The organism is Pseudooceanicola profundus (genome assembly GCF_054919315.1).
This window is the reverse complement of record NZ_CM142898.1, coordinates 1,339,907-1,364,959: the sequence shown is the minus strand read 5'-3', so window position 1 is coordinate 1,364,959 and position 25,053 is coordinate 1,339,907. Positions and strand designations below refer to the sequence as shown.

Genomic DNA, 25,053 nt, shown 5'->3' with positions numbered 1-25,053 from the left:
GCCGCTCGCCGCCTATAGTCAACCGGAACACGGACAACCGCAGGGCACCATGAGCTACGGCATTCTCGCACTCCTCGACGACATCGCGGCCCTCACCAAGATGGCGAGCGCTTCCCTCGACGACATCGCGGCGCAGTCGCTCAAGGCCAGCAGCAAGTCGATCGGCGTTGTCATCGACGACGCGGCGGTGACGCCGAAATACGTGACCGGGGTCAGTCCCCGGCGCGAACTTCCCTCGATCTTCCGCATCGCCAAGTGGTCGCTCTTCAACAAGACGGTGGTGATCACCCCGGCGGCGCTGCTGTTGAGCGCCTTCGCGCCATGGGTGATCCAGCCGCTCCTGATGCTGGGGGGGCTCTACCTCGCCTTCGAGGGGGCGGAGAAGGTGATGGAGATGCTGGGCCTCGTGTCCCACCACGGGCCTTCCAAGGCGGAGACACCGCGCAGCCCCGAGGCGGTGGAGAACGCGACGGTGAAATCCGCGATCCGCACGGATTTCATCCTGTCGTCGGAGATCATGGTGCTGACGCTCTCGCAGGTGTCCGAGCTGGAAATGGTGGTCCGGGTCGGCGTGATGCTGGCGATCGCGGTGATGTTCACCCTGGGCGTCTACGGCGTGGTGGCCGTGATCGTGCGGGCCGATGACTTCGGTCTCGCCCTCGCGAAACGGTTCGAGGACCGGTTCCTCGGACGGCTGGGGCGCGGGATCGTGCGCACGGTGCCGCCCTTCCTGAAGGCGCTGACCGTGGTTGGCACGCTGGCGATGCTCTGGGTCGGCGGCAGCCTGTTGCTGCACGGGATGGCGCACTACGGCTACGACGCGCCCGAGCACTGGATCGCCCATCTGGCCGAGGTGGCGGCCCATGCGGTGCCCGCGATCGGCGGGGCGCTGAACTGGCTGGTGACGGCGGCGCTGTCCGGTGTGCTGGCGCTGGTGGTCGGCGGCGTGCTGGCCGCGGTGATCAGTCTCGTCTCGGGCGAGAAGAGCGCCGAAGGCCAGCACTGACACCTGCACGTCCCCTCGGCATCTCCGCCGCGTTGCCCGGTCCTGCGCCGCTCCCGCGCCAATCTGCCATGGATGGCCCGTGGCGGACGCATGGTCGTGTGCGATAGAACCTACACCCCGCCCTGCAACTGTGCGAGGAACCGGGAAAAGGGCGCGCCACGCGGCGCAGGAGATCAGGAGCGGACATGACGGTCAAGGTAGCGATCATCGGGTTGGGGATCATGGGGCGGCGGATGCTGGAGCATATGCAGCGCCACGAGGGCTATGCGCCGGTCGCGCTCTGGGACCCGTCGGCAGAGGCCTGCGACGCGGCCCGCGCGATCGCGCCCGAGGCGCCCATCGCAGGCTCGCCCGAGGCGGCGATCGCGGCGGCGGACCTCGTCTATCTTGCCTGCCCGCCGGTGCCGCGCAAGACCTACGCCCTCGCCGCTGCGGCGGGGGGCAAGGCGGTGTTCCTCGAAAAACCGCTCGGCGTCGATGTGGCCGAAAGCGAGGACCTCGTGGCGCAGCTGGAGGCCGGGGGCATCCGCGCCGCGGTGAACTTCACCCAGGCCGCCGGCGAACCGCTGGCGCATATCTCCGCCGCGGCCGCCGCGGGCGAGATGGGCGATCTGGCCGGGGTCGACATGGTCGTCACCTATGCCGCCTGGCCGCGCGACTGGCAGGTCGCGGCCGACTGGCTCCGCTTCCGGGACGAGGGCGGGATGACCCGCGAGGTGCTGTCGCATTTCCTCTTCTTCACCCAGCGTATCCTCGGCCCGCTGTCGGTGGTCTTCGCGCATCCGACCTATCCCGCCGATCCGGCGCTCTGCGAAACCGCGCTGCTGGCACGGCTGGAGAGCGGCGCAGGCGTGCCCGTGTCGATCCTTGCCAGCGTGGGCGGGGCCCAGCCGGACCGGCAGGAGTTCACCGTGAAGGGCAGCCGGGCCAGCCACCGGGTCTCGAACTTCTCGGAGCGGTCGGTTTCGGACGGCGGCGTCTTCGTCCCCGTGGCGGAGCTTCCGGAAGACCGCCGCGCCGTCGCCCTGCGGGCGCAGCTCGACGACCTGCTGCTCTGCGTGGCGGGGCAGCCGCACCGGCTGGCCACCCCGCGCGAGGCGCTGAACGTGCAGCGCCTCGTGGAGGAGATGCTGCGCGGTCAGGGCTGATCGGGGCCTGATCCGAAGGTCATCCCGGGGCGTGGTCAGAGGGATCGGATCACGACCACCGCGCCCCAGAGGATCAGCGCCGCACCGGTGACGCGGGCAATCCGCGCGCCCTGCGGCGCCAGTTTCTCCACCGCCACGAAGGCGGCGAGGCCGACGATCCAGTAGAGGTTCATGATCCCGCCGACGAAGAGCAGCGCCATCAGGAACCAGCAGCAGCCGAGGCAATAGGTCCCGTGGTCCATGCCCATGCGGAAGGCCCCGGTGACCCCGGGCCGCCGCCGGTCGGTGAGGAAGCGGATCGGGTCGCGGCACTGGGTCAGGCAGGCGGCCTTGAGCGGGGTGAACTGGAAGGCCCCCGCGGCGATCAGCACCAGCCCGCCGGGCAGCGTGTCGATGAGCGTCATCATCGTGGCCGAGACGATGCCGCGCGCTTCCAGCGCCCATTGCGTCAGCGTCGCGATCAGGCTGAACCCCGCCCAGACGGCGAGGTAACCGCCGAGGAAGGCGGCGGAGATCGCCGGGACCGCCTGCGCCTGCCCGGCATGGCGCCGAAGCGCCGCGTTGAGCAGCACCGTGGGGGCCACGCTGGGCAGCATCATCGCCACCATCATGACCCACCACATCAGGAAGACGAGCAGCGCATGGCCCGCGCTCCACGCCCCCGGTGTCGCCATGCCCGGCATGTCCCGCATGTCGCGCATGGCCGTCATCTGCAGCGCCGTCATCTCCATGCCCAAACCAAGGAGCGTGTAGAGCCCGGCCAACAGGAACAGCGTCGAGATCAGCGCGACTAGCAGCAGCCGGTCGCGCCGCAGGGCGCGTTCCATCAGGGGAATGTCCTGCATCTGGTCTGCGCCCGGATCAGGCCGCTTCGAGGACGCCGGCGTTGTTCATGTGCAGCTCGCAGAAATGCGCGTGGCTGCCCGTGTTCTCGGTGATCGCGATTGCCCCGGTGGTCGTGGTGGTCGCCTTGGCGACCTCTGCGAACCGGTATTCGAACCCGTGGGGCAGGTTGATCCGCGCCCGGTGCTCGACCCCGGTGATCGGGTTGGTCAGGGGCTCGAAGGCGGTCTCGAAGACATCCGGCACCTTGGCGGAGCCGCTGCGGCCGTCGAAGTCCATCTTGATGTCGAGGGGCTTGTAGAGGGTTTCGAGCTTGTGCGGGCTCATCGCGGAATAGACCCACCAGAAGGTGGCCATGTCCTCGGTGTCCTGCCCGGTGGCGATCTTCTCCAGCGCGTCGCGTTGTTCGGGCGTCGCGCTCTCGTCGATGATCGTCTGCATCGTGCCATTGCCCTCGTGCACCGCGCCGGGCCACTTGAAGACCTGCGCCAGCCTGGTGCCGGAGAGGTCGACATCGCCGTAGTGCCCCTTTTCGATGATGAAGGCGACCGCGGCCTCGCAATGGCCCTTGGTCGGAAGCGACATGAACTGGCACGGGCAGCCCGTGTCACAGTTGCAGTTCGCCAGTTCGAAGCCGTGAATTTCCCAGGGTGTCATGTCAAATTCCTTATGAAAACTGCGCCAGCTGTATACCGGTTGTAACATAATTATTCACGATTCGTGAATAAATGGCGGCCAGCCTCAGGCCGAAATCCGGTCAGATCAGGGGGGCGACGGAGGACAGCATGCCTGCACGAAGCCCGTGGCTGGGCGCCGCGCTGTGGTGCTGACCGGCCAAGCAGGGCAGGACACGCCCCGCGGTCGGGGCGCGGGGGATACTCGTGCGATATTGAGTGGGCTTATGTGGCGCTCCATGTGACATGAACTATTCGCACCTAAAAAACCTTTTATTTTCAATATAAACTGGTCACGAGGGCACATCTTATTGATACAAAATTTCATAAAGAATGGCCTTAATCCTAAGAGCTTGATGCGACCAAGGGGCGGACCGTCCTGCCTTTCTCTGGGGCGAGCCAGGACACTCCACGTATGTTGGCAGTGCGGCAGCAGCGGAAACCCCTCTTCGGGCACAAGCTCAGGTACTGCTCCGGGCTTCTGCACGACAGCCATCGCTACCGCGCAATACAATCGAACCTACCTTTCGCGGCGACGTACGGTATTGCCCGGCAGGTGAATACCACCGCAGCGATCAGCTCAGCCTACCGGCCTATTGCTAGAAAGCCTGCCAACTTCACCTATGTGGGAGAACGCTCATTCATCAGCGACTAACGGCAAGAACGCCAGTTCATCCAAACGTGCAGAGGCTTTAAAGACACCGCCCTTTCTCGCGCTATCAGGTCCAGCGCTATCAAACAGGTTCAGAAGGAGGTCGTACACCGGCTCAAAGTTGTCAAACCCGTCCGGTAGCGCCTGAATTGCTCTGGCGATCGCACGATCATCTTCTTCCTCTAAAAGGCCTGCGAAATCCGCGTCAATCATCCTTGCGAGAATTGGCACAGCTTGCCCTCCGGCGGCGCTGAACGCGCTTCTTTCACCTCTCAATCGCTCCAACGCGTTGGCTTTGCTGTTTGCGTAGACCGCTACGGTTCCACCCAATGCCTCAATTGCTTGAGCTTTCGTTGCCCCCGCATTGTTCAAAAAGCAAAACATCGGCAACCACTGGCGCTGAACTTGGGCAGATACGGTAACATAGTCTAAAGGCGTCCGAACGTGCGCCTTGGTCAGAAAGGCTTGTAAAACGCCGTCGGCAGTAAGCGCACGTCCTTCGATACGTTCCAAGGCCTCACCATCGGCATCGACTGCCTTGACGTCTCCGACGAGGCGAAGAGCGGGAGCACCTTCAACTTCTTCAAATTCACCCTGCCGAATAAAGTCTAGCTGGTCAGCCAGCTTTCGATCAATGGTAAGCTTCATGTCGGAAGTCTCCATGGTCGCAGCATTTGTGTCGACGATGAGCGACCGATCAGTACCAATGTCAGCAAGTCGTTGAGCGGATTGAAGCAGCACACTTTGGCTGGCTTGGTCTCTCTCCCGAAGCATCGCGTGAAGATCGCCAAACTTTATTTTTGACGATTGCCCAGGATAACGAAATAAAATGCTACCGTCTTCCAGCCCGTCGCTATCTCGGCATACCACTACCGGAGGCACGCTATACTTCTCGACATACAGAACGCCGACATTCATGCCGCCAATCTGGATGGTCTCTTTGACGAAGTCTGGCGTTGGAACTAAAAAGGTCTTCACCTTGTCGCTTATTCGCACAATATCGGTATTGTCAAACACATCATCAGGCAGCCCGACAACTTGGCATCCTGCGTTGCTTACGCCAAGAAAAATAAACCCACCTTTATTGTTCGCTAGCGCAGCAATTGCCCTAACAAGGGGATTCATTCTCTTGGGGTCGAACTCCGCCTTGCACTCCTGATCATTCGTCTCCCCATCACTTAAATACCAGTTTCCGTCAACTTTCAGCTCGAATCGCTGCGCAGCACGTTCAGCGATTGTCAGTGTGGCTGCGCCTTGATTCGCGATGCCAATCGCAGCAGCTTTGAAATTATCAAGAAAGGCTGCGAGGTCATCTTGTGATGCAGCAGGGACGTTTGGCCCATATGTTCCATTACGAATTTGGCTTATGCGCCCGGAGTTAACTGGTCTATCTTGCCGGTTGAAATAGAACTGTATATCTACATTACGCTCGCCCCTGGCGAGCAAGGCCTTTATTAAGCCGATTTCTTCATCAGTGATGCTTCTGGCCACCTAGATACCTATCGCAATGGAACAACGTCAACTTTCATCCCTCGGAGAATAGCCAGATGCATACTTCAACGGAAGTTATCATTGACACGCTCGAGTGCATACGGCGATACACCCACAGCATGTGGCCATCCAAAGCCTGATCAGCCTACCCACTAACAGAGCTAAAACTTCACTCGCAGGCCAAAAACCTCTAAACCATCGCAATGCGGTAACGGGTAATGACCAATAGATGACGCGGGCTGCGACGGCGGCGTTGGAGCACCGAACGTCCGCTACACTACCCATTCTCGTCATTCGTTCAATGCTCCGAAACGTTGGGAAACCCGGAAGGCTGCAATTTCACTGATGTATGAATGTCTCCTCCCAGCAACCTTGACAGAGATCACCACCCATATCGGCTTCGATACCCGGTGTTAGTCTCTGGCCACACACTCGACATTCTCCCTTGGGATCGTAACCGCAAAAAAAGCAAAACGGCTCATCTATCGCGAGGACGAAGGTCTCGCGATCGCATTCTGGACATTCGACCCAAGCAGGTTCTCCACCCTGCGTCATCGCAAGATACGCGTCAGAAAAGAAGATGTCCTTTACAAGAAGCTCAACAAAATCTTCAGTACCATATGTAGCGCCACAGCCGTGGCAAATGGCGTCGATCCGCTGCGGATCACTGTTGTCAGGATCTGATTGCGTCAGAAGACCTAGACCGCAAGCCGGGCATGCCGCTGGATCATTCTTGGTCAAGTACATGGCCCAGGGTAGTTTCGACAGAGAAGACAGGCAGCCTGTGACAAGTTTCGAATAAAGCTGTTCCTGCTCTGCCATAAACGTCCACGATTCTCCCAAGCGACCTGCTGGGCTTTCGCCCAAGATGTCAAAGAAATCAGCTACGATTGGGTAGCAAGCACCGACCGTCTGTTTGATAGCTGCCTGGGAGTGAGAATGCGAAGAGTGCTCTACGGCATTTCGAGTATTTCGCAGAGCGGCAAACGCAGATTTGGCGTCCCCTGTTACCCACTTTATTCCGAAGTCTTTGAACCTTTGCTCGAGATCATGAACATCAATCGTGGATGCCCCTTTGGCCTCGAACCGAATATTTCCAACCCCATCCGGAACAACTTTGTACTTTGCTGCTAGTATCAATTCAGGATCGGCACTCTTCGCTTGATTCAGCAAACATGCCTTACCCAGCAAAAGGACTCCCGCATAAAAGTTACGGATTGCGCTCAATGCTCTCTTTGGGTCGTCTGATTGAATATCTTCGATACCAAGCGTTATAGAGTTAGCCGCATTTTCAAGAATTGTAGTCACGGTTCGTCAAGCCTTTCAAAATTCCCTGCGGTGTACAAAGTGAGCGTTAGAGGCTTATACTGCGTCTGCCGCAGATTACATAGACGAGCTGAACAACGGTCGCTCCATTGATCAAACCAGACATCACAGGTCAGGCCAAGCGACCTCATCGTGTTGCTCAAATCGCGAGATTATTTCCCTTTCCTCTCGACCATTGGACACGTCCGCGCGCAAGAAGACACGCCCCCTACCCGCTGGTGACAATGGCAACGGCTTCAACCCGATTGCTTCGAGCTGATCACCAACACTCCGCGTGCCTTCCCCTTCGAATTCAGCAAGATGTTTGCAGGGGACATATCGCTCCAGGAAACGATCGACGGATTCGTAGGTCACAACTTTGATCGACTTCCGCGAGTGCGGGTGCCGTGCCCGAACTTGCGTCAGGTAGCCCACCTCCACCAAATACCGGACGGCAGTTTCATTGATTCCCAGATAACGTGCTAGCGTGGACCGAAGGTAGCCTTCTGGCTTGAGCAGACGCAACGCCTCGGCAACCTCTTGTGGGTCCAGCCGCACAGACAGGTAGCCACTTCCCTCAGATGACTTGGCGACAGTTTTCAGCGCCCCCTGCTGGATCAAGCGAACGACGTCAGCCGCGCCTGCGACGGCTTTCCGGCAGCTCGTCTGAATCCCGACCAAGCGCTCAGCACCGCTGTCACCTTCGCACAGTTCGACACGAGGTCTGATGCTGGCAAGAAATTCATCCAGCTGGCCTTCATCGTAATATGGACGCCCGACGGGCGATCCGGCAATCGGTGACAGGATACCGCCCGCAACGAGTGCATCGAACTGAGCCCTGGGAGCATTGACCCTTCTTTGCGCAGCAACCTGGCAAATGGCCCCGGAGAAGCGCTCGACGATCGGCTTCAGCGCCCGCGCATCGAGAAGCGCGCCCTTGCCGACATCGCCACCAGACGTCAGGAAGCCGTTGGCCTGCAACAGCTCCAACGTTTGACGATATCCCAGTCCCAGATCACGACGCAGAGCTTCGACACTGTAGACGCGCCGACCGGCACAAGGCTTGCCGAAGAGCATGTCCCCTTCACCGATGGGGTACGTCTCCGCCATGAAATCCCGCACGATGGCTCTTAAGGGTTCATATTGATCCGCGTGTGACTGCTCCAGCCAGTTGAACAGACAGCCATAGTGCCTGCGGGACAGGGAGACCGGCGATCCAGCGTCACGATGGATCGCCTCAAGCAAATCCCGCAGCCCGCGCTCACCCCGCGACAAGATTTCAAAGCCTCGCGCACCTGCCTGGCTCTTGTCGCCTGCCGACAAGAACTTCGGCTTCGCCCCCACCCCAAAGAGGTCTACGATACCCAGAATCTCGGCACCGAGTGCAACGGCGATGAAGCCCAGATCATCTAGCCAGCGGTCCTGGCGTTCACCTGCCATTCTGCGAGCCAGATAACTTTCCAGACCGGTAGGTGCCTGAGGAACGACCAGTTGTTCCAGTTGCTCAGGCTCAAGCCCCAGGTCGCGAATGCGGCCAGCAAAGTCGTGTGGGCCCCGGCTATGCGAATAGCTGTCGTCCTCGTGGAGCCTACATCCATGCTGCGGGCAGGCCCGGATCGAAGGGATGTGCCAAACGCACCGTTGGGCGGCACCACCGGCCGCAGACGCAGCTATGTCTTCGGCCACGCATTTCGGGCAAAACCTCAGCCGCCGACGAGTGATCCACCGTTTCTCAACAAGTTGCCCGGCGACCAGGTACTGACCCGTCGAGGTCTTGGTCACGAGCCCTCGCAAGAGCTCAGCGCGGTCGACACCACCAAGCTGAGCAAGGATGGACAGCGCGCGCTCCTTGCCATCAGCAAGAGATTGCAGCGCAAAACCCTGATCAGCACAAAACTCCGATGCGAAAGAAAGGCCGTTGGCCCAGGCCAGCCGTGACGCGAAGGAGGCCGGGGTTTCCCCCGGCACCAACGCTACCAGGATCGGTAAGCGACGGATCATGCCGCGCCCCTCGTCTTGACTGGCGGCGCCTCGAGGTCCGCGCCGCCCAACAGCTGCCCGGTGTTGATGGCGCGGAAGTTCTCCACGATGAAGGGGTTCAATGCGTCCACACAGCCTTTCTGCTTGCGATAGGCGGTCGCAAAGTGCGCTTGTTCCACCGAAGCACTCCCCTCAAGCAACGCGATTTTGATGGCTTCGATGATCAGTCGCGTCGTCAGCCCGAACTCGTACCGGGAAGCATGTAGCAGACGCTGAACGGAGGACGCAGCCTGAAAAGACTGACCTCGTCCCAGCTTCGCTGCCGAGAGATAGGCCTCCAGCACCCCGACGACTTCATGGCCATGCGCGGCGTATGTCATCGGGGCGAAATGAACGGGCTCAAACCGTCGCTTTAGCTGATCATCCCGATTGATCAGGTCCAGGAGTTCGCAGGTCCCACTCAAGATCAGGCTGACAGGCCAGGTCGCGTATTCCAGACAGGATTTCCACACGAGCATAACCTGGTCCAGATCATGCTTCGACTTGGATCTCAGGATGTGCTGAGCCTCATCGAAATGAAAGAACAAGGTCTTATGCGCACGGGCTTGGCGCATCACCTGCTGCCAGATGGAATGCGCGTTACGCTCGCTCTTACTCTCGTATCCAAAGGCATCGAGAGTATCGACGCCAACCCCTTTGATCGTTGCGCCAGTCTCAAGCCGAACGGTCAGTGCTTCTCGCAGGGGCGACCCATACGATATTTGGGGATGCTGCTCCAAAGCATGCTTGGTGCTGACCGTCTTGCCAGCCCCGGCATTCCCGATAACAACGATGCCCCGTTCCGCGGGCATCCGCCCGGCGGCCATGTGCGCCTTACGGCGATAAAAGATGTCATCGATCTGATCCTGGAGGTCACGATAGGCGTCGTGAGCGATGAAGCGGCTTTCAAGGTCAGCCACGATGTGGCTGACCTCCTCACGTGAAATACGGGTCATTCACCCTCCTCCATGCGCCACCGCGGCCGTTGGGAAGAAGGGGTACTGGCCATGTCATCTTCCGATGGAAGAACGGTCGGGGGTGCCGGAAGCGCGTTCTCGGCCTTGGGGATCACGCCGGACAGCAGCCCACGCTTCTTTCTGGAAACCGCAGGACAGTGCCCGGCAACGACATCCAGACCAAGCCAAAGCTGCTGCCGATTACGCTCGACGTCGGCCCGTGTCGGCGCGAGAGCGGAAATACCAAGCCGTTGCGAGGCTGCACGATCCTCGTCCGAAAAATCGGCGAGTGCCTGATCAATGACATCTTGCGTCAGCTCCGCCTCTGCCTCGAAACGCCGCCGCAGGTTGGTGCAGGCTTCCGTCCAAAGATCCAGAGACAGGCCGTCGAACCCCTTTGCGCGGGTGCGCGCCACGACCCATACACCATCAAGGTGAACCTCAATCAGCCCCAGGTCTTCATGATCTACCCGGATTTCGACTTCGAGATCAGGGTTGGAGAGGAAGTAGTCCTCCACCGCCTGGCAGGTATAGAAGATACCAGCAAATCGAACACCGCGCCCGGAAATGGTCCGGGTATACTTCCGGCCGAACGCACCCAGCCGCTCGAACCGGCCCGGCTGCCGGGGCTTCCCGACCGTTGAGCACAGCTCCCGCCAACAATTCAGCGGTGTCTGCCCACCAAGGCCTCCATGGGGCTTGTTGTTGTACACGTCGACAACGAAGCGCACCAAGATCCGTGTCAGCTCGTCATCGGCAAGCGCCGCATAGTCTTCAGGCTCGAAGTCGCCCTTCTCAACAATATTCGAATACGTGCGCGCACTCAGGCACTGCATCAGCTCCACACCGAAGGTCCGGAAACATCGTTCGACATGCCCCCGCAACTTGGGCACGCCCGCGGGAGGAAACATGACCGTACCACGCAGGTCAGTCACAGCAGCCCGGAAGTCGAAGTTCGCAAAGGCAACGCCCTGGTCAGAGGCAACGGTCTCGAATCCAGTCCCCGGCCAATAGGGCAGTTTGCACCCGAATAGCTTTGCCAGTTCAGTCTTGTCGCGCGTCGCAAGGTCCAACGCGGCAATCGCGTCTTCAGTGTTAGGGGCAGCACATACCTTCACCGAGAGGATCAGCCGCGTTCGGACATCGATCACCACGTAGATCCAGCGGCGCCCCTTCGGCAACGTCTTGATCTGTTCTTCGGTCAGATGCCCGAACACGCCGGCTTCCGCGAAAAAGGTGATCAGATCGACCTTCCACTCATCAACCTCCAGCCGCTCTCCGGGACGCAGGACGTTGAGGCCCTCTCCAATGATTGCAAAATGCCTGTTGGCCGCCTCCAGCCCCTGGCGTTGGCACATGACATGATAGGGCTCGAGACGGTTGATCTCCCTGTAGATGGTACTGTCGGACGGCACTGCCAAAGCCGGTAGGCCGCGGTCTACCCGAAAGGCATTGGCCAGCCGAAACGCCCGCTTTGCCTGCCGAATGACACTTTTCTTGGAGGGTCGTTTGAAGCTGGCATATACGAAGCAGGGCGAACGCTTCCGCTGGCGACAAACCAGTCATGATCTCGGAAACCGCCACCTTGGCTTCGACCGGGTCCAAGTGGATCGCGGCGAACCCGTCCACGCCCACCACTCGCACCACATTCTGAAGGCACCCGCCCAAGATGAGATGTACGATCTCGACCGCTGGGGCGTTCGACTTCATCGCCGCTTTCGCGAGATCGACCATTCCTCCAGGAACTTTCTCGACCGAGTTCGCGCACGCGCGAAGTCGGCGAAGCAGTCCCTCGACCTCCTTTGCATCAATACCTTTTTTCTTGCGGCCCCGGGCATCCGAGACCTCGTCGACGATCGGTGTCAGGATCCGCTCGGCAACGAGTTGTTGTGCGAGAGGACGTGTGCAGCCAAGCAGCTTCGGCAGCCGCGAAATCGGAACGATCCGGCGGACACTTTGCGCAACCTCGCGACCGAGGGTGGCGTCGAAAACGTGGTTGCTATCGAGGGTCGCAGTGTCCGGAATGAGCCGCTTTGCGATGAGCATGTGCCGGAGCGTGCGCGGGTCCAGGCTGCTCTCGCTGGCGAGAGTGGCGTAAGTATGAAGGCGACGCTCAGCGAGCTTCTCGCCAAGCACAGGTGCGCCCGCGGGCATTTCCATGTTTTCGACGATGTAGTCACGAAGGATCCGCTTGATGTCCCCAGGATCCTTCTTGGCTCGGGACCGCGAAAGCCACTGATACAGGCGCCCGAACACGGCCTGGGGACCAAGCTTGCCCCCCTTCCGGCTTGCGCGTGCGTGGATGTCTGCGAGAGCGCGACGGATACCTTCTTCACCTTGGGAAGTGATGGCGAAACCTGCGGCGCCCGCACGATCCCAATCGTCCTCGGTGAGCTTGTCGAGGTTCGGCTTTGCGCCGAACAGGACTGTGAACAGGCATGGAAAACTGACCCTGTAGCGGGGTGATCGGCGTCCAAAAATGACCCCCTTACATTGATGGTCATCATGCTCCCGGGAACAACCGGGAGCAGTTTTGGGATGTTGGTCGTGGAGACTATCGCGAAGATCCGTCGGGCGTATTTCCAGGACGGCAAATCGATCAAGCAGATCTGTCGTGACCTGCGTGTCTCGCGGAACACCGTCCGGAAAGTGGTCCGTTCTGGTGTGACGGAACTCACCTACGAGCGCAGTGTCCAGCCGCAGCCGAAGATCGGCCCCTGGAAGGCCGAGCTTGATCGGATGCTTGAGGAGAACGCGCGCAAGCCCAAGCGCGACCGGCTCACCCGCATCCGTCTGTTCGAGGAGTTGCAGGTCCTCGGCTACGCAGGCGGATACGATGCGGTGCGGCGCTATGCTGCGGCGTGGGCGAAGTCGGAACGCGAGGCAACAGCCTCCGCATATGTGCCGCTGACCTTCGCGCCTGGAGAAGCCTACCAGTTCGACTGGAGCCACGAGATCGTCCTGATCGATGGTGTGACCATGACGGTGAAGGTCGCTCATGTCCGGCTGTGCCATAGTCGAATGCTCTTCGTCAGGGCCTATCCACGCGAGACGCAAGAGATGGTCTTCGACGCACACGACCAGGCATTTGCATTCTTCGGTGGCGCCTGTGCGCGGGGCATCTACGACAATATGAAGACAGCGGTGGAGACGATCTTCGTTGGCCGGGAGCGTGCCTACAATCGCCGCTTCCAACAGATGTGCGGGCACTATCTTGTCGATCCGGTGGCCTGCACGCCTGCATCGGGATGGGAGAAAGGCCAGGTCGAGAACCAGGTCGGTGTGGTGCGTCGGCGCTTCTTCGTGCCGCGACCGCGCTTCAAAAGCCTTGCCGAACTGAATGCTTGGCTGCGAGATCGCTGCTTGGCCTGGGCCAAGTCCCACCCGCACCCCGAGCTGCGCGAGCGATCGACCTGGGACGTCTTCGAGGCTGAGCGCCCAAGCCTTGTGCCCTATGCTGGCCCCTTCGACGGATACCATGCGGTGCCGGCCTCGGTCTCGAAGACCTGCCTCGTCCGGTTCGACAACAACCGCTACTCGGTCGAGGCTCATGCCGTCGGCCGTCCCGTCGAGATCCGCGCCTATGCTGAACGCGTCGAGCTCTGGCAGGATGGAAAGCTCGTGGGTGAGCATGCGCGCGTCTTCGGACGCGGCAAAGATGTCTACGACCCGCTGCACTACATCCCTGTGCTCGCACGGAAGCCCGGTGCCCTGCGGAATGGTGCCCCCTTCAAGGAGTGGGAGCTGCCACCTGCCATGCGGCGGGTCCAACGCAAGCTGGGGAGAGCACCCAATGGCGATCGGCAGATGGTGGATGTTCTCAGCGCGGTTCTGACGGATGGGCTGGATGCTGTCGAAGCAGCGTGCGCTGAAGCGCTCGAGGAAGGCGTGCATTCCTCCGCCGTTGTTCTCAACATTCTGGCGCGCCGTCGGGAACCCGCGCCAGCCCTGACAATCACCACGCCGGACGCGCTGCGCCTACGCTGCCAGCCGGTTGCCGATTGCACCCGCTACGACAGCCTCAGGAGACGAGATCATGGAAAGATCAAAGGTTCTGGACGCGATGGGCCAGCTCAAGCTCTACGGAATGAGGGCGGCATATGACGAGATCATCGCGACCGCGGTGAAGCGCCAACACGAACCTCAGCAGATCGTGGGCGACCTTCTGCATGCCGAGATCAACGAGAAGCAGGCACGCTCGATCAAATACCAGATGACCATCGCGAAGCTGCCACTTGCCAAGGAAGTCAACGAGTTCGACTTCGAGGAGACGCCGGTCAATGAAACGCTGGTGCGCGACCTCGTCAGCGCGGAGTTCCTCGAGCAGCAGCGTAATGTCGTGCTCATCGGTGGCACCGGGACCGGCAAGTCGCATCTGGCTGTCGGGATTGCCCGGGCCTGCATCCGCAGCGGCAAGAGGGGCCGCTTCTTCAACGTTGTCGACCTGGTGAACAAGCTCGATGCCGAGGCACGCGACGACAGGCAAGGACGCATCGCCGATCTCCTCTGCCGGATGGACTTCGTGATCCTCGACGAGCTTGGCTACCTGCCATTCGCCCAGACAGGCGGGCAACTGCTGTTCCACCTGATCAGTCGCCTCTACGAACGCACTTCGATCATCGTCACCACCAATCTGGACTTCGGTGAATGGCCCAGCGTCTTCAGCGATGCAAAGATGACGACCGCGCTTCTGGATCGCCTCACCCACCACTGCGACATCATCGAAACCGGCAACGAGAGCTGGCGCTTTAAGACACGCGCCTGATCAGCTTGCCCGAGCCGGCTGCGCGACTTGGGGGCTACGCCGCCCCGGGCAAGCTGTGCCAAACGAGGGGGTCATTATTGGACGCCGATAGGGGGTCAAAGTTCGCTGCCGATTGACAGAACAGGACAAGCACACCGAGCATTTCGCTTGCACGAACTGCTTGCTCGAGGCCTTCGCCGTCGAGCCAGGCAGGGCCCTGCTTCCCTTCCAGCCGCCCGACGGCGTAATCTTGATGTGGCGAGGTCGAACGTGGCTGAAGCTCACTGACCAGAGCCGCGAGATCGTCGCCGGTTTCAGGGACCATGATCGCGAGCTCGTGGTATCGGTCCCCCGAGAAATCCGCCTTGCGACGCATCAGGGGAAGACCGTGGTATGGGCATGTCCGAACGACAGCCAGTTGCCAGATCCACTGGTGACGCCGCTCACCGGTGCGACCAGCAGATGCCTGATCATCCGCCAGCAGGCACGCCGGACAGAATACGGTATGTGGCGACGACAGGAATTCCGCCGACACATCCTCGCCGCGCAGGTCGTAGTGCCGCCGGTCCAGGCTCCGAGGGGCGTTGGCGAAGAGCTGGGCCGGCGAAACGCCAGCCCAAGCCGCCAGCCGATGGACGGCATCGGCTTCCCCGCGCGCGAGTGCCGGGAGTTTGATCCCGTTGTCTCGCAAGAAAGCCCCGGTCCGACCGCCGGTGTGGCGGGATGCGAGGCGGGTGGCGAACCCCATCAGGGATTCTGCGGGATCATGGGCGATGTGAGGTGAAAGCATTGCCATGAAGATGAACCTCACGCGGCTTCGTGGACTTTGGTGAGGTCGATTTCGGCCCACCGCGGAGACTGGAAAACGTTCTTGCCGGGCATGACCCCCTCCTGCATCGCCCACGAATACGCGAAATGCTGCGCCGTAAGCTGGCTGTCGCCGTTCAGGAGCGCCACTTCGATCGCGGCGATGATGTTCTCGATGCAGCGGCCGAAGCGGCCACGGCTCGCGTAGACCAGCCGCGCGATCAGGTCCGCATGCGCCGGGGGCTCGAGAGCCGCCTTCGTGCAGAACCCGTCCATCAGGCCGCGCAGCATCTTCTCGTGGGTGGAGGCGGACATCGCAGGAAGCGTGACCTTGGAGTAGCGCCTTTTGACCTGGTCGTCGTAGGACGCGATGTTCCATAGGGTGTCGATGCCGGTGAGGATGAGGATGACCGCCCCCTCCCCCTGCATGACCGACTTCAGCATCTTCAGGATATCCTCGATGCCCTTGCCCGCCCTGAACAGGTCGTGCGCTTCGTCGATCCAGAGCACGACCGTCCCGAGCTCCTGCATGCGGAAACGGACGAGGCGCCAGATGTCCCATTCCTTGCGGGATGTCGAAACCTCCGGGTATCCGGTCTCCCTGAGGATTTCGAGGCCGAGGCTCTTCAGGGTCGCGGGGCTCGGGACCCGCACGCCGACCCATGGCTTGCATGCGGGGTCATCGCTTTGCAATGCGGCGTGGTTCTTCAGAACTTGATGCACCAGTGACGTCTTTCCGCCTCCGGGCCCCTCGACCAGGACGATGCCGTGCGTGTCTCCCGTCGACGTGAACGTCACGGGTTTCGCCAGCGGCAGCCCTTCGGCGTCGTGCCGCAGGAGACGGTCGAGATGTTGCTGGAGAATCCTGTCGCGGGGTGTCGTTATGTAGGTGTCGCGCAGGTCCGCAATCATGGTGAACGGATCGGTTACGAGCTTTGCCATGCTTTTGGGCTCCGAAAAATGTTGGTTTCCGCCAGCCGACGCGCGTCGTTTCGATCACCCGCCGGCCTGTACCCGGGAAGTGCGTTCATCGAAATTTCTGCGGAAATTGAAGTGACGCTACGTCATTCGCTGAGGTCAGCATTTTCGCTGCTGTCGGGACGGACGGGCCCTCAGTTGACGATGAATGTCGAGCTTCGGCTGGCTCTGCGCGATCGTGTCCGGCTCTTCATGACAGTTCTCCTCTTTCGTCGCGCTCAAGAGGTTGGCCGAGTGGCATGGAGAGGAAGAGGATTTCACATGAAATCCGGAATCGCGGAGATAGGTCCGTTATTCGCGGCACATGGTTCGCTGTCCGATCAATGCCGATGACCCATCGCGCAGACATATGTTCGGCGCTTCCAGACAGCGTCACCTTTCGGAATGACAAGGCCTTCGGCACCTCTTACCGTGCCAACATGAAAACAACGGATTGGTCCAATTTTGAAAATGACGCTGTGGTGGCAGTGTATTTCTCGATGCTCAGCGACGAGCTATCGGGTCGGCGCTACAACAAGGCCGCCCAGAACCGCGCGTTGCAGGACCAGATCGACCGCAGTCGGGGTTCCATCGAGTTCAAGATGTGCAACGTCTCCGCCGCCATGCGCGGCCTCGGATTGCCAATCATCAAAGGCTATGCGCCCCGGTTCAACTTCCAGATTGCGCTCGCCGAGGCTGCGGCCCGCTGGCTGGCGCAACACCCGGAGTGGGAGAACGCGCTGCATCGGAGGGAGAAGCGCCAGATGGCCGAACCCGCACCGATTTTTATTGGCGTAGCCCCCACCCTGCGGAATGCACCGCCGCCGGACGAGTTGGAACAGATGCAGCGTATCGCCCGCCGCTTCGACGCCGCGGGGCGCGATGAGCGCAACCGCGCCCTGGGCTCCGCCGGGGAAGAGCGTGTGTTTCATCATGAGCGTGCGACCTTGGACTCGCATGGCCGAGATGACCTCGCCCGGCGCGTCCGATGGGTGTCGAAGGAGGACGGCGACGGTCTGGGCTACTACATCGCCAGCTTTACGCCTGATGGGCAGGATCGGTTGATCGAGGTGAAGACGACCAACGGATGGGAACGCACGCCATTCCATATCTCCCGCAACGAGTTGGAGGTCGCAGATGAAAGGCGAGACCATTGGCACCTGTTCCGCCTTCACGACTTCGCCCGGGATCCCAAGGCGTTCGAGTTGCGGCCCCCGCTGGACGCACATGTCTCGCTGACAGCCACAAGTTTTCGGGCGAGCTTCGAATGACAGGCGAAAGTCGCATGTTTCGCCGGACGATCGGCATCGACTATTCAGGCGCTCAGACGGCTGAAACCAGCCTGAAAGGTCTCAGGATCTACGAAACCCAAGACGATGGCCCACCGGTCGAGGTCCAGCCTCCACCCAGCCCGAGGAAATACTGGACGCGCCGAGGCTTGGCCGAGTGGTTGATCGCGGAGCTCGACCCCGGCATCCCAACCATCGTCGGCATCGATCACGGCTTTTCTTTCCCTATGCGCTATTTCGAGAAGCACGGTATCGCCCCGGACTGGGATGTCTTCCTGGAGGATTTCTGCACTCACTGGCCCACGGATGCCCCGCACACCTATGTAGATTTCATCAGGGACGGGAGTGTCGGAAACGGCGCCGCACGCAGTGGCCAACGGGCATGGCGCCGACTGACGGAAGAGGCAACCGGCTCGGCGAAATCGGTGTTTCACTTCGACGTCCAAGGGTCTGTCGCGAAATCTACACATGCCGGAATCCCGTGGCTGAGGCGGATCCGGGCGGCACACCCGGGACTGCATTTCTGGCCCTTCGACAAATGGGAGCCCGCCGCGGGCAAATCAGTGATCGTCGAGGCTTACCCACGGCTCTGGAGCGCCAACTACCCGCGCGAAAACCGAACCCAGGATCAGCACGACGCCTACGCCATTGCACGTTGGCTGCAGGACGCCGACCTGACAGGAATGCTCAGTGCAGCTCTTCAACCGCCCCAGCCGGAAGCAATCGCTGGATATGCCGCCGTCGAAGGCTGGATCTTGGGCGCAAACTGGCCGCCACAACAGAAATCCGCTCGCCGCCGAACGGCTGTTGGCCGCGATGTAGGGACGACCACGAAGCCCGGATACGTAAGCAGAAACCGGCAGCAGGTTCTGCATAGCACGGGTCTCCCCGGGAATGATCACAACCAGGTCGTCTATCTGTTAGAGTGCCACGATTGTGGCCACCGCTACGGCGCCAACGGATCCGATATCTTTCAACGAAAATGTCCTGTTTGCGGAGGAGGTCGACCTGGCTTGTAAGGGCGGATTCCGGACACTCGCTGCGATTTTCATGAAGGTCGGCTTTGCGGCGCCAGTGCTGAGTTCGACCAGTTCTTTTCTTATGAGAATGCTCCAACTGTGCTTGCAGGTTTGCTCGTTCCACTGGTTGTTCCTGGAAACGGAAGGCCAAGGCTCAGCTTGTAGAAAACGCCCTGAAAAACTGCCTGAGGGGCGGATGTGACGAAGTCACCTTCCCATGTCAGTCCGTCGTGCGACACAGGCAGGAAGAACCGAGGAGAACATCATGCCTTCCGCGTCAGGATGCTCGGCCAGTATCTGGTCTCGCGTCGCTTCCAGTCGATACGGAGCTCATGAACCCCTGCAAAGAGCGCGGCTGGGGCATTTACCGCCGCAGCGGCCGATTGGCAAACGGGCATCCATACTTGAATACCTTCCGGTCACTTCAAGCACCGTCGAGGCTCCTTGCATGGGATCGTTCAGATGAGCAGCCAGGCGGACGCGGGCGTGCTGATCAACGCTGTAACCGCCGCCGGGGGCGACCCGCGCAAGGGACCCGTCGGCGACGTCGCCTTCGAATGGAACGGCCCGCCACGTTCCTTCGTCCTCCTGACCCGGGGGAGTCTTTGCGTCAGCTTCCGCACGCGAGGCCGGCAGGTGCCTTGGGCCGAATGCCGCGCGCTCGGCGGGCAGGATTGCATGCCGGTCACCGCGGCCATCCTGGCGCGGGCCGAACTCGCCGTGCGCGCGGTTTGCCTCAAACCGAGCGCGTGGCTGGTGCTGCCCCCCGAAGACTTCCGGTGCATGGTTTCGGAAGATGTCGCGTTCCGCCGCGCTCTCTTCCGGCAGCACGCCTCCCGTCTTCCCGCCTTCTTCGCGCGCACGACCGGCGGCATGAGCATCGATCAGAGGCTGGCGAAGTGGCTTCTGGACAGGCCGCTCGACACACGGATCGAGGTCACGCATCAGCGGATCGCCAGCGATCTCCTTACCGCTCGGGAGGTCGTGTCCCGCACTCTGAAACGTTTTGCCGACAAGGGCTGGATCGATCAGGGCCGGGGATGGATCGAGGTGCTGTGCCCCGCAGCGCTTGCGCAGCTGGCTCTCCTGTCGCCCGGGTCGGCTTGCCGAGACGGGAATGCCGCGTCACAACCGGCCGGAAGACCGGCATCCTGAGAAACGATGAAACGACCCGTCACGTCTGACAAGGCAAGCCCGAGGCTGCGCGCGAAACAGCGGATCATCGCGCCCGTCGCGCAGGACCTGAACCGCGCCGGCGGGCTGGCGGTGCTTGCCGGGATGCTGTGGCCGGTGCAGGCTGCAGCGATAGCCTGGGCGATCGCGGGGTGGGCCGAGGGCGCCCGCGACCTTGACGGCACGATCCTCGTCGCCGTGGTTTTCGTCGCCCTGGGCAGTCTGCGCGCCCTACTCGACCATCGCGCGGGTGCGTTCCTGTTCCGGGCGGCGGACAGAACCATCGCGCGGGAACGGCAGGCCATTCTGCGGCGGGAGGCGCGGCGGCCGGCCGACCCCGGCTCCGCCGCCATCGCCTCTCTCGCGGTGCAGAAGCTGCCGCTGCTTCAGCCGTGGATCACCCGCTATCACGTCGCCATGGTCCGCGTCTCGGTCCTGCCGGCGCTCCTTCTCGTCTTGTCGTTCTGGCTGTCCTGGGTCGTCGGCCTGACCCTCCTGGTGGCCGGGCCGCTGATCCCGGTCTTCATGGCGCTTGTGGGCATGGCGGCGGAGGACGCGTCGCGCCGGCAGATGGTCGAGATCGGCAGCATGAACGACATGCTGCTGGACCGCCTCTCGGCCATGACCGACATCCGGCTGCTGGGCGCGGCGAACAGAGCGGCCGAGGATTTCAGGCGCCGAGCCGAGGCGCTGCGCGCGCGCACCATGGCCGTCCTACGCGTCGCCTTTCTGTCCTCCACGGTGCTGGAGCTCTTCGCCGCGATCGGCGTCGCGCTGGTGGCTGTCTTCGTCGGCTTCACCCTTCTGGGCGAGATCACCTTCGGCTCCTGGGGCACGCCGCTGACGGTGGGCGAAGGCGTCTTCCTCCTGCTGATCGCGCCGGAATTCTTTGAGCCGCTGCGCAACCTCGCCGCCGCCTGGCACGACCGCGCGGCGGGGTTCGCGGTCGTCGAGGAGCTGGATGCGCTGGACGAGGCCGAACGGTCGGAACTGGTAGGGAAAGGAGAGCGCGCGGCGCCGCTTGCCGGTGCATTCCACTTGCGCAGCACCGGGGCCGTCGCGTCCCTGCCGGGACGGCGGGTGCACTTGCCCGACCTCTCCCTCGGGGCCGGAGAGACCCTGGCCCTGACCGGCCCGAGCGGCGCGGGAAAATCCATCGCGCTGGCGGCGATCGCGGGACTGGTGCCGCTTGCCTCCGGGCGGATCGAGGTGTGCGGCCAGCCGCTCGACCCGGACACGGCCGATGCCTGGCGCGCCCGGATCGCCCTGATCCCGCAGCAGGTGCATTTCCCGGACATCGCCTTGCGCAACTGGCTCGCCCCGCTTGGGGATGACGCCGATCAGGCCCGCGCGCTGCACATGGCCGATGCGGCCGGGATCGTGGCGCGCCTGCCCTACGGGCTGGACACGCGGCTTGGTGAGACCGGCGGCGGCATCTCGGGCGGAGAGGCGCGGCGGCTGATGGTGGCGCGGGCGATCCTGGCGGGGGGCGACCTTGTGCTGGCGGACGAGCCGACGGCGGACCTCGACGAGGTGACGGCGGGCCGGGTCATAGCCGCGCTGCTGCGGCTCAATGCCGAGGGGCGGGGGGTGATCGTGGCCACGCATGATCCGCGCCTGGCCGCTGCGATGGACCGGCAGGTGGAGGTGGGCGCATGAGGCCGCTGCTCCATGCCCTGCGCCTGCTGCTCGGCGCTGCGCCGTGGGCGATGGCCCGGGGCGCCGCCCTGTCGGTTGTCGTCCTCCTGATGGGCGCCGCGCTGTTGGGGCTGTCGGGCTGGTTCATCACAGCCACCGGCATGGCCGGTCTCGCCGGGATCGGCATCGCCTTCGACGTGTTCCGCCCGTCCGCCGGGGTGCGTTTCCTCGCCCTCGGCCGCACGGCGGCGCGCTACGGCGAACGTTTGCTCACGCACGACGCCACGCTGCGCGCCCTGGCGGCTCTCCGGGTGGTCCTGCTGCGCGCCCATGCCCGGCAAGGCGGGCGCGACCTCGCCCGATTGCGCGGCGAAGGCGTGCTGACGCGCATCGTATCGGACGTGGACGCGCTCGACGGGGTGGTCCTGCGCCTCGCCCTCCCGGCGATGGCGGCGCTGGTGACGCACCTGCTGGTCTTCGCCGTGCTGGCCTGGCTGGTCGGCTGGGCGGTCGCCGGCGTCGTCCTGGGCACCTACCTGCTGGCCGCCGCATTCATCCTGGCATGGTTGGGCAGCAGGACGATGGGCCCGGCGGCCGAGGCGGAAACGCTTGGGCAGGCGCTGCGCCGCGGGGTGATCGACATGATCCGGGACCGCGAGGCGCTGATCCTGTCGGGCGGTCTGGGCGACGCCGAGGACCGGCTGATCGCGCAGGATGCGGGCGCGCGCCAGTCGGCTGCCGCGCTCGACCGGGCGGAGCGTTATGCGGGACTGGCCCTTTCGGTGACCGTGGCCATCGCCGCATCGGCCGCGCTCGTCGGCGGCAGCTGGCTCCTCGTGGCGGGCGCGGTCGATCGGGCGACGGCCGTGATCGGCTTCTTCGTCGCGCTGGCGCTTGCCGAAACGCTGCTGCCGCTGCGCCGTGGCATCGCCGAGCTCGGGCGGATGACGGGCGCGGCGGCACGGGTGATGGCCCCGCGAACGGACACGGACCAGGCCGGGACGACGCGTCCGGTGGACCACGGGGAACACCTGCTGACGGTCTCGATGCCCGAAGCCCGGTTAGACCTCGGCCCAGGCGAGGCCATCGCGCTGACCGGGCCGTCCGGATCGGGCAAGACGACGCTTCTCATGCAGATCGCGGGCCTCGCTCCATCGGAAGGCGTGCGCGTCCTCGGCATGCCGCCAGCCGAAATGGACGAGACCGACTTGAGGCGGATCCTCACCATGCTGCCCCAGCGATCCGCCCTCATCGCGGGCAGTGTGCGCGACAACCTGACGCTCGCCGGCCCGGCGGAGGAACCGGCATTGTGGGCGGTGCTGGAGGCGGTGTGCCTGGCCGACACCATCCGGGAGCGGGGCGGACTGGACGCGCGGCTTGGCGAGGGCGGCGCCGGGCTGTCGGGCGGACAGGCTCGCCGCCTCGCCATCGCGCGTGTGCTGCTGCGCAAGCCGTGCATCCTGTTGCTGGACGAGCCGACCGAAGGTCTGGACGCCGGGACCGCCGACGCGGTTCTCACCGGGATCCGGTGCATACTGCCGGACGCGGCCATCCTCGCCGCGCTGCACCGGGGCGGAGACCACCCGGTATTCGGGCGAACCGTCAGCCTATCGCGAGCTTCTGTGACGAAGTCACCGTCCGCGACGAACCTGTTTCGCTAATAGACCTTTGCATGCAGGGGACGTCCGAGTCGCCCCCTCGGACAAAGGAGAACTCGAAATGGAGCTCGATATCGTCGAGCTGTCACGCCTGCAATTCGCGATGACGGCCATGTATCACTTCCTCTTCGTGCCGCTGACGCTGGGACTGTCCATCCTCGTCGCGATCATGGAGACCGTCTACGTCATGACGGGCCGGCCGATCTGGCGGCAGATGACGAAATTCTGGGGCATGCTGTTCGGCATCAACTTCGTCCTCGGCGTCGCCACCGGCATCACCATGGAATTCCAGTTCGGGATGAACTGGTCCTACTATTCCCACTATGTCGGCGATATCTTCGGCGCCCCCCTCGCCATCGAGGGGCTGATGGCTTTCTTCCTGGAGGCGACCTTCGTTGGCCTGTTCTTCTTCGGCTGGGACAAGCTGTCCAAGGTGGCGCACCTGGTCGTGGCCTGGCTGGTCGCCATCGGGTCCAACTTCTCGGCGCTGTGGATCCTGATCGCCAACGGCTGGATGCAGAACCCGGTCGGCGCGCGCTTCAATCCCGACACGATGCGGATGGAGATGACCTCCTTCTTCGACGTGGTCTTCAACGAGGTCGCGCAGGCGAAATTCGTGCACACAGTCTCGGCCGGCTACGTCACGGCCTCCGTCTTCGTGCTGGGCGTGTCCGCGTGGTACCTGCTCAAGGGCCGGCACACGGCGCTGGCCCGCCGGTCGATCACCGTCGCCGCATCCTTCGGCCTGGCCTCGGCCCTGTCGGTCGTCGTTCTCGGGGACGAAAGCGGCTATTCGGCCAGTCACACCCAGCGGATGAAGCTCGCCGCGATGGAAGGAATGTGGGAAACGCATCACGCGCCCGCCCCCTTCACGCTGGTCGGCATCCCCGACGTCGCGGCGCGGGAGACGCATTATGCGATCGAGATCCCCTGGGTGATGGGGCTGATCGGCACGCGGTCGCTGACCCAGGAAATCCCCGGGATCAACGACCTGGTGGCCGAGGCCGAGGACCGGATCGAAAGCGGCATCCTGGCCTATGACGCGCTGATGACCATCCGCGAAGAGCGGGACGCCACCCCGGCCGGGGTGCGCGAGACCTTCGAGGCGAATTCCGACAACCTGGGCTTTGCCTTCCTCCTCCTGCGCTACATGGAGGATCCGCGCGACGCGACGCCCGAACAGATCGCCCGCACGGCCGAGGACACGATCCCCGGCGTGCTGCCGCTCTTCTGGGCCTTCCGCGCCATGGTCGGCCTGGGCTTCGGCTTCATCGCGGTTATGGCCTATTTCTTCTGGCGCTCGTCCTTCCGGCAGCAGAGCTATCCCCGATGGGCGCTGCGGCTGGGTGTGGCGATCATCCCCGCCCCCTGGCTCGCGGCGGAACTTGGCTGGTTCGTGGCCGAATACGGCCGCCAGCCCTGGACGGTGGACGGGGTGCTGCCGACCGCGCTGTCGGTCAGCCACCTGAGCATCCAGGACCTCCTGCTGACCATCGCCGGCTTCATGATCTTCTACACCGTGCTCTTCATCGTCGAGATGGGGCTGATGCTGAAATACATCCGCCGGGGTCCGACCGAGGACGTGGAAGAGACCGAAGCCTGGGAGGCGCGGCACGAACATCGCCTGCGCACCCATGACGGCCAGGGGCCGTTCGCTACACCTGCGGAGTAAGA

Annotated in this window: 20 protein-coding genes; 11 read left to right on the top strand and 9 right to left on the bottom strand. The window is 62.7% G+C overall.

The window, feature by feature from the left end; genetic code table 11:
- Positions 1–49: 49 nt before the first annotated feature.
- A complete protein-coding gene (locus tag ACX9MO_RS06270) occupies positions 50–1,006 on the top strand; it encodes a DUF808 domain-containing protein (protein WP_462213924.1) in 957 nt (318 codons plus the stop codon).
- A 185-nt stretch (positions 1,007–1,191) separates the two neighbouring features.
- Complete coding sequence (locus tag ACX9MO_RS06265) at positions 1,192–2,154, top strand: Gfo/Idh/MocA family protein (protein WP_462213923.1); 963 nt, start codon at positions 1,192–1,194, stop codon at positions 2,152–2,154.
- 35 nt (positions 2,155–2,189) lie between these two features.
- Here ACX9MO_RS06265 and ACX9MO_RS06260 read toward each other — a convergent pair whose 3' ends face one another.
- From ACX9MO_RS06260 to ACX9MO_RS06230, 7 genes are all read right to left on the bottom strand, one after another.
- A complete protein-coding gene (locus tag ACX9MO_RS06260; protein ID WP_222491167.1) occupies positions 2,190–2,999 on the bottom strand; it encodes a DUF2182 domain-containing protein in 810 nt (269 codons plus the stop codon).
- A 16-nt stretch (positions 3,000–3,015) separates the two neighbouring features.
- Positions 3,016–3,654, bottom strand: a complete 639-nt coding sequence (locus ACX9MO_RS06255) for a DUF1326 domain-containing protein (RefSeq protein ID WP_462213922.1) — start codon at positions 3,652–3,654, stop codon at positions 3,016–3,018.
- Between the two features lie 654 nt (positions 3,655–4,308).
- The gene (locus tag ACX9MO_RS06250) at positions 4,309–5,814 is read right to left on the bottom strand and encodes an AlbA family DNA-binding domain-containing protein (protein ID WP_462213921.1); all 1,506 of its coding nucleotides are present in this window, start codon (positions 5,812–5,814) and stop codon (positions 4,309–4,311) included.
- A gap of 339 nt (positions 5,815–6,153) precedes the next feature.
- Positions 6,154–7,122, bottom strand: coding sequence for an RNA-binding protein (locus ACX9MO_RS06245; RefSeq protein ID WP_462213920.1), 969 nt, complete (start codon positions 7,120–7,122; stop codon positions 6,154–6,156).
- A 123-nt stretch (positions 7,123–7,245) separates the two neighbouring features.
- Positions 7,246–9,120 carry a TniQ family protein gene (locus tag ACX9MO_RS06240; protein WP_462213919.1) on the bottom strand — a complete coding sequence of 625 codons (1,875 nt, stop codon included), beginning with the start codon at positions 9,118–9,120 and terminating at the stop codon, positions 7,246–7,248.
- Positions 9,117–10,094, bottom strand: coding sequence for a TniB family NTP-binding protein (locus ACX9MO_RS06235; protein WP_462213918.1), 978 nt, complete (start codon positions 10,092–10,094; stop codon positions 9,117–9,119). The genes ACX9MO_RS06240 and ACX9MO_RS06235 overlap by 4 nt, the downstream gene beginning before the upstream one ends.
- Positions 10,091–11,509 carry a Mu transposase C-terminal domain-containing protein gene (locus ACX9MO_RS06230; protein WP_462214429.1) on the bottom strand — a complete coding sequence of 473 codons (1,419 nt, stop codon included), beginning with the start codon at positions 11,507–11,509 and terminating at the stop codon, positions 10,091–10,093. The genes ACX9MO_RS06235 and ACX9MO_RS06230 overlap by 4 nt, the downstream gene beginning before the upstream one ends.
- A 70-nt stretch (positions 11,510–11,579) precedes the next feature.
- Here ACX9MO_RS06230 and ACX9MO_RS06225 point away from each other — a divergent pair, with 70 nt between their 5' ends.
- From ACX9MO_RS06225 to istB, 3 genes are all read left to right on the top strand, one after another.
- The gene (locus tag ACX9MO_RS06225) at positions 11,580–12,560 is read left to right on the top strand and encodes a hypothetical protein (RefSeq protein WP_462213917.1); all 981 of its coding nucleotides are present in this window, start codon (positions 11,580–11,582) and stop codon (positions 12,558–12,560) included.
- Positions 12,561–12,632: 72 nt separating this feature from the next.
- Entirely contained in the window at positions 12,633–14,198 is a 1,566-nt protein-coding gene (gene istA, locus ACX9MO_RS06220; protein WP_462214428.1) for an IS21 family transposase, read from the top strand.
- Positions 14,131–14,859, top strand: a complete 729-nt coding sequence (gene istB, locus ACX9MO_RS06215) for an IS21-like element helper ATPase IstB (protein ID WP_462212531.1) — start codon at positions 14,131–14,133, stop codon at positions 14,857–14,859. Before istA ends, istB begins: the two co-directional genes overlap by 68 nt.
- Before the next feature lie 34 nt (positions 14,860–14,893).
- Here istB and ACX9MO_RS06210 read toward each other — a convergent pair whose 3' ends face one another.
- Both ACX9MO_RS06210 and ACX9MO_RS06205 read right to left on the bottom strand, forming a co-directional pair.
- Complete coding sequence (locus ACX9MO_RS06210) at positions 14,894–15,586, bottom strand: TniQ family protein (protein ID WP_462214427.1); 693 nt, start codon at positions 15,584–15,586, stop codon at positions 14,894–14,896.
- A gap of 59 nt (positions 15,587–15,645) precedes the next feature.
- On the bottom strand, positions 15,646–16,587 hold the full coding sequence (locus ACX9MO_RS06205; RefSeq protein WP_462213916.1) for a TniB family NTP-binding protein: 942 nt from the start codon (positions 16,585–16,587) through the stop codon (positions 15,646–15,648).
- A 455-nt stretch (positions 16,588–17,042) separates the two neighbouring features.
- Between ACX9MO_RS06205 and ACX9MO_RS06200 the strand changes: the two genes are divergently transcribed.
- From ACX9MO_RS06200 to ACX9MO_RS06175, 6 genes are all read left to right on the top strand, one after another.
- Positions 17,043–17,873 (top strand): protein NO VEIN domain-containing protein, encoded by an 831-nt coding sequence (locus ACX9MO_RS06200; RefSeq protein WP_462213915.1) that lies wholly within the window; start codon positions 17,043–17,045, stop codon positions 17,871–17,873.
- Positions 17,874–17,887: 14 nt separating this feature from the next.
- Entirely contained in the window at positions 17,888–18,910 is a 1,023-nt protein-coding gene (locus tag ACX9MO_RS06195; protein ID WP_462213914.1) for a hypothetical protein, read from the top strand.
- A gap of 462 nt (positions 18,911–19,372) precedes the next feature.
- The gene (locus ACX9MO_RS06190; RefSeq protein ID WP_462213913.1) at positions 19,373–20,065 is read left to right on the top strand and encodes a Crp/Fnr family transcriptional regulator; all 693 of its coding nucleotides are present in this window, start codon (positions 19,373–19,375) and stop codon (positions 20,063–20,065) included.
- A 6-nt stretch (positions 20,066–20,071) separates the two neighbouring features.
- Positions 20,072–21,742 carry an ABC transporter ATP-binding protein/permease gene (locus tag ACX9MO_RS06185; protein WP_462213912.1) on the top strand — a complete coding sequence of 557 codons (1,671 nt, stop codon included), beginning with the start codon at positions 20,072–20,074 and terminating at the stop codon, positions 21,740–21,742.
- A complete protein-coding gene (locus tag ACX9MO_RS06180) occupies positions 21,739–23,382 on the top strand; it encodes an amino acid ABC transporter ATP-binding/permease protein (protein WP_462213911.1) in 1,644 nt (547 codons plus the stop codon). The genes ACX9MO_RS06185 and ACX9MO_RS06180 overlap by 4 nt, the downstream gene beginning before the upstream one ends.
- 58 nt (positions 23,383–23,440) lie before the next feature.
- Entirely contained in the window at positions 23,441–25,051 is a 1,611-nt protein-coding gene (locus ACX9MO_RS06175) for a cytochrome ubiquinol oxidase subunit I (RefSeq protein ID WP_462213910.1), read from the top strand.
- Positions 25,052–25,053: the final 2 nt, after the last annotated feature.

Bases quoted from the DNA above. Each gene is read 5' to 3' on its own strand.
- ACX9MO_RS06195 (WP_462213914.1), top strand. From the start codon at position 17,888: ATGTTTCGCCGGACGATCGGCATCGACTATTCAGGCGCTCAGACGGCT.
- ACX9MO_RS06270 (WP_462213924.1), top strand. From the start codon at position 50: ATGAGCTACGGCATTCTCGCACTCCTCGACGACATCGCGGCCCTCACC.
- ACX9MO_RS06255 (WP_462213922.1), bottom strand. From the start codon at position 3,654: ATGACACCCTGGGAAATTCACGGCTTCGAACTGGCGAACTGCAACTGT.
- ACX9MO_RS06210 (WP_462214427.1), bottom strand. From the start codon at position 15,586: ATGGGGTTCGCCACCCGCCTCGCATCCCGCCACACCGGCGGTCGGACC.
- ACX9MO_RS06190 (WP_462213913.1), top strand. From the start codon at position 19,373: ATGAGCAGCCAGGCGGACGCGGGCGTGCTGATCAACGCTGTAACCGCC.
- istA (WP_462214428.1), top strand. From the start codon at position 12,633: ATGTTGGTCGTGGAGACTATCGCGAAGATCCGTCGGGCGTATTTCCAG.
- ACX9MO_RS06180 (WP_462213911.1), top strand. From the start codon at position 21,739: ATGAGGCCGCTGCTCCATGCCCTGCGCCTGCTGCTCGGCGCTGCGCCG.
- ACX9MO_RS06265 (WP_462213923.1), top strand. From the start codon at position 1,192: ATGACGGTCAAGGTAGCGATCATCGGGTTGGGGATCATGGGGCGGCGG.
- ACX9MO_RS06205 (WP_462213916.1), bottom strand. From the start codon at position 16,587: ATGGCAAAGCTCGTAACCGATCCGTTCACCATGATTGCGGACCTGCGC.
- istB (WP_462212531.1), top strand. From the start codon at position 14,131: ATGGAAAGATCAAAGGTTCTGGACGCGATGGGCCAGCTCAAGCTCTAC.
- ACX9MO_RS06225 (WP_462213917.1), top strand. From the start codon at position 11,580: ATGACACTTTTCTTGGAGGGTCGTTTGAAGCTGGCATATACGAAGCAG.
- ACX9MO_RS06175 (WP_462213910.1), top strand. From the start codon at position 23,441: ATGGAGCTCGATATCGTCGAGCTGTCACGCCTGCAATTCGCGATGACG.
- ACX9MO_RS06200 (WP_462213915.1), top strand. From the start codon at position 17,043: ATGAAAACAACGGATTGGTCCAATTTTGAAAATGACGCTGTGGTGGCA.
- ACX9MO_RS06260 (WP_222491167.1), bottom strand. From the start codon at position 2,999: ATGCAGGACATTCCCCTGATGGAACGCGCCCTGCGGCGCGACCGGCTG.
- ACX9MO_RS06235 (WP_462213918.1), bottom strand. From the start codon at position 10,094: ATGACCCGTATTTCACGTGAGGAGGTCAGCCACATCGTGGCTGACCTT.
- ACX9MO_RS06185 (WP_462213912.1), top strand. From the start codon at position 20,072: ATGAAACGACCCGTCACGTCTGACAAGGCAAGCCCGAGGCTGCGCGCG.
- ACX9MO_RS06240 (WP_462213919.1), bottom strand. From the start codon at position 9,120: ATGATCCGTCGCTTACCGATCCTGGTAGCGTTGGTGCCGGGGGAAACC.